Source organism: Pseudomonas sp. (assembly GCF_037994325.1).
In the GTDB taxonomy this organism is placed as follows: Bacteria; Pseudomonadota; Gammaproteobacteria; order Pseudomonadales; family Pseudomonadaceae; genus Aquipseudomonas.
The window spans coordinates 1-3,022 of sequence record NZ_JBBNAH010000424.1 but is presented as its reverse complement, the minus strand read 5'-3'; the positions used below and the strand labels follow the sequence as shown (position 1 = coordinate 3,022).

The 3,022-nt window shown below is 56.6% G+C and carries 4 protein-coding genes; all 4 read right to left on the bottom strand.

The window, feature by feature from the left end; translation table 11 throughout:
• A partial coding sequence (locus tag AAAB16_RS14335) for a hemerythrin domain-containing protein (protein WP_340663918.1) occupies window positions 1–367 on the bottom strand: 367 nt, incomplete at its 3' end.
• Window positions 368–462: 95 nt separating this feature from the next.
• A complete protein-coding gene (locus AAAB16_RS14330) occupies window positions 463–927 on the bottom strand; it encodes a DNA methylase (RefSeq protein WP_340663917.1) in 465 nt (154 codons plus the stop codon).
• A 519-nt stretch (window positions 928–1,446) separates the two neighbouring features.
• Window positions 1,447–1,728, bottom strand: coding sequence for a DUF3077 domain-containing protein (locus tag AAAB16_RS14325; RefSeq protein ID WP_158534376.1), 282 nt, complete (start codon window positions 1,726–1,728; stop codon window positions 1,447–1,449).
• Window positions 1,729–2,129: 401 nt separating this feature from the next.
• Window positions 2,130–2,846 (bottom strand): serine protease, encoded by a 717-nt coding sequence (locus tag AAAB16_RS14320; RefSeq protein WP_340663916.1) that lies wholly within the window; start codon window positions 2,844–2,846, stop codon window positions 2,130–2,132.
• Between the last annotated feature and the right edge of the window lie 176 nt (window positions 2,847–3,022).

Genomic DNA, 3,022 nt, shown 5'->3' with positions numbered 1-3,022 from the left:
CTTTAAACATCGACTCTTCCTCCTCCTCGATATGGTGCTCAAGCAACTCCTTGAGCACCTTGGCGCGGCCAGAAAATTCGACGCTATCGGGCTTGGTGGTTTTCAGATGTGGTAGCACCAGAGCGTCCACGGCGCGGTGTTCCTCAATGGCTTCAAAGTACATTTTGGCCTGATCTTTTTCGCCCGCTTTTTTGTAAGCCGGGTAAAAGATCTCTTCCTCGATATGGGTGTGCACAAACAACTCCGCCTCGAGCTTATTAATCAGCTCTACACGTTTTTTTACTGCGCGTTCGGTTGTGGCGCTGAGTTGCTCTAGCAGGTCGAGCACCACTTTATGGTCGGCTTTTAGCAGGTCAATCGCGTTCATAGTTCACCTCGTTGGCTAATCCGGTTGTTATGGACGTGGTCTGTGCCGCGCCTTATAAAGATGGACCGGGGGCCAAGCTCAGTAGTTCGAGATGTTTATTCCAAGTCGTCAGCCTTTGGCGGAAACAGACCTGCACCTGCCTCACGCATAAAAATCTCCACGGTGCGCGGGCCAACGCCGGTGAACGCACTTAGCCGTTGTTCAAACGCCTGGCGGTTGGCGCTCTGCTTGTACATTTCAGTCACCCTGCCGCCGTATTCATCCAGCAGCTTGTTGGCGAGTTTTTGCAAGCGATCGGCCGTGGAATTGTCGTAACGCACGTAATGCGCCACGCCAAGCATGCGTACCAACTCCGCCTTACTGCTGCTGGCAAACTTATGCGGGGTATTGCACCTATGCCGCTCAACAATCACTCGATAGGCCTGCTCGGCGATGTGCTGCTGAATCGGTTTGCCAAGTAGAAAACTGGCGATCAACCACTTGAACAGTGCGTCTTCCTCTGCGTTGGCTAACCCTTTGCTCAAACCCAATTGATCAGCGGTGATGTGTTTGCGTGCCATCAGATAGCCCTCCAAGGCTTGGTCACAGGTAACGGCTGACTCAACCGGCTGAACTCACCACTGCCTAGCGCAGCCGTAACGTGTACGGCCATCGTACAAGGGGCGTTTTATGTGCCAACTCGTACGTGCGCGTCGGGCGTCTTCGCTAACGGTCTGCTACCCCGCACTATCTGAGCGTTTTTAACCCGCTGTGACGGCGCCTGGCAGCACGTGTTAGGTGCGCTGAGCCTCGGCCATCGCCGTGTTGGCGCTAGTCGGCTTGGGCGGTCGGGGCATTACCGGCACTTACGAATAGACGCTCAAGCCCGTTTGCCGGAGCATCGTTAGTAAGGGTTTCTGTAAACAGAAAGCGAAACGGCGCGCGGGAAAGCGCCTAGGTCTTACACGATGTTTTTTTAAAAAACACAAACGGCGTAGTACTCATCCTTCAAAAATCTGCGCTTCGGTTATGTCGATGCCCTAGTCCTATTACCGTCGCAAAGGCCTAGGGCGGCGCGTAGCTCTTTAGCGCGGTTACCCTTACTGCAGCGTGCGTTCGTATTCACATACGCCGTCGAAGCTGGCATTTACCAGGGCACGGGTCATGTCGGTGAGGTATTGCATGCAGTTGGTTTGTTCAATGGCGCCTAGCTCTTCGCGGTGAAGCACCAGGCAGTGGAGGCAGTTGAGCAGGGTGCCGGCTTGTTCCAGTGCCACTTCTACCGGTACGCCAGCGCGAACGCTGAACAGGCTGTGGCCATCGGTTTTCAGAAAGCGGCGCGAGGTGGTGACAATGGCGGATTTAGCAGGTTGGTTTTCCATAACGTGTTGCTCCGAAATTGGCTGTGGCCTCCATTGATATAGGGAGGCGACTGGACGCGGGTTAGTAGACCGGGCTTTAGCTCATACCGCATTCATCATCCGGCACACCCGAAGGCGTCCCACGCCCAGCCGCCATAACTGCAAACCCGTAGAGCCTGACAGCCGGGTTTTATGGCGAGGGACTGCGGTATGAGAACATAAGCACGGACTACTAAATCCGGTCGCTAGGTATTCAGCGACAGAGCCATGCTAGGCCCATGCTCGGTGCCAATCTGGCAGCTATGGCCGACGGACACGTAGGCTCGGTAACCACGAGGGGGTTACGAAGTCACGTAAAAAGCAGCGTTTTGCCGTTAGCCCCCGGCGCAGAGCGCTTGGGGCGTAGGGCATGGGAGAAGGGGTTATTCGCTCAACGTCATCAAAATATCGGAATACCAGGCGCAGTTCAGGCCCAGGGCTTCGTCTTGTTCCAGGTCGCGGTTAACGTCCAGCCGCGCGGAGTGCACGCCCAGCAGCAGCCAGGGCAGTTCGCGGTCGTCGTCTTGCAGGCGCATCACAATCGGCGCGCCGCTGGAGCCCCGGTGGGTTCGCGCGTCGGTCAAAAAGTAACCCTCACCCTTGAAGCGCAGGCCAAACGCCGAGGCAATGCTTGCCTGCCGGGCAACCGGCATATGGTGCAGGGTGTCGTGGAAACCCAGCGGGAAGCCCACTACCAGCAACGCGCTACCAATTTCGATGCCTTTGTTCAGGTCGGCCAGGTGCTCAGGGGTAAACGCCTGATACACGGTGGTAGGTGGCAAAGCGCTGCGGTCGATTTCCACCAGGGCGATGTCAATTTCACCGCCGGAGTCTTCACCCACCCGCCACAGGCTTTTGCCGTCGGCATACAGCGGAATGGAAAAGCCGGTGGACTCGGCCATATTGGCCTCGTTGGTGTGCAGCTCAATTTGCAGGTGGCTGGGGAAATGCTCGGTGGGTTCGTCGATCACCACATGGCGGCTGGTGACTAGAAACAAACGCTCATCGCGGGCAAAGAAAAAGCCGCTGGCATTGGTGAGCGGGCGCTCCAGATCAAACGTGGATACGCGGGCGGTGGCGAGCAGTAAGGGTTCCAGCATGATGCGGTACGTCCTGTAAGGGATGGCGTTGCTTAATAAGAAAGGCTTGGGGGCTGGAAGGTTCTACACATATTTACGTGCGGGTGGTCTGTGTGCTGGCATAAATAACCGAACCTGGATCCCCGCCTGCGCGGGGAGGACGGCGATAGTTGCAAATAGCACCGTCATCCCCGCGC

Excerpts from the sequence above, each read along its gene's own strand:
- AAAB16_RS14330 (WP_340663917.1), bottom strand. The coding sequence starts at position 927 with ATGGCACGCAAACACATCACCGCTGATCAATTGGGTTTGAGCAAAGGG.
- AAAB16_RS14325 (WP_158534376.1), bottom strand. The coding sequence starts at position 1,728 with ATGGAAAACCAACCTGCTAAATCCGCCATTGTCACCACCTCGCGCCGC.
- AAAB16_RS14320 (WP_340663916.1), bottom strand. The coding sequence starts at position 2,846 with ATGCTGGAACCCTTACTGCTCGCCACCGCCCGCGTATCCACGTTTGAT.